2 protein-coding genes and 1 pseudogene are annotated in these 553 nt (G+C 67.5%); all 3 read right to left on the reverse strand.

The features are described from left to right. Positions 1–153 (reverse strand): ABC transporter ATP-binding protein (locus tag JCM19049_RS21715; RefSeq protein WP_279403517.1); only part of this gene is annotated, 153 nt, incomplete at its 3' end. A gap of 3 nt (positions 154–156) precedes the next feature. After that, a complete protein-coding gene (locus JCM19049_RS21720) occupies positions 157–324 on the reverse strand; it encodes an iron chelate uptake ABC transporter family permease subunit (protein WP_279403516.1) in 168 nt (55 codons plus the stop codon). A gap of 67 nt (positions 325–391) precedes the next feature. Next, a pseudogene (locus JCM19049_RS21725) lies at positions 392–553 on the reverse strand (iron chelate uptake ABC transporter family permease subunit); the annotation flags it as partial.

Here is a 553-nt window from a genome sequence, read left to right on the forward strand (position 1 = left end):
CCGGGCCAGCGCGCGCAGCAGCGTGGACTTTCCGCAGCCGTTGGCGCCGACCACCATGGTCACTTCCCCGGTGGGGATTTGCAGTGAGAGTTCATCGACGATGGTGACCTTGTCGTAGGCCAGCGTCAGGCCTGTGGCCCGCAGATCGGCCATGGGTTATCCCCCGTTTCCAGTTGAGTTGGCACGCACCAGGACCCATAGCAGGAACGGTGCGCCGAATGCTCCGGTGATCACGCCCACCGGCAGGGACACTTGCGCAAAGAGGTTCGCGGCCGCGAAGTTCGCCACCACGACGATCACCGCGCCGGTCAGCTGATAATCCAATGTTAATGGCCGATCGGGTCAGCGCGGCACTGATCGGCCCGGCCAGGAAGGCGACGAAGGCCAGCGGGCCGGTGACAGCCACCGGGATCGCGCCCATCGCCACCGCGGTGAACACCAGCAGCGCGCGAGCCGCCGGAACGTTCAGCCCCAGTGCCGCGGCGGTGTCCTCCCCCAGCTCCAGCAGCTTCAGCTGGCGCACCACCACCGGCACCAGCACCAGGCCCACCAC

The sequence above is a fragment of the Arthrobacter sp. JCM 19049 genome, from assembly GCF_001310435.1.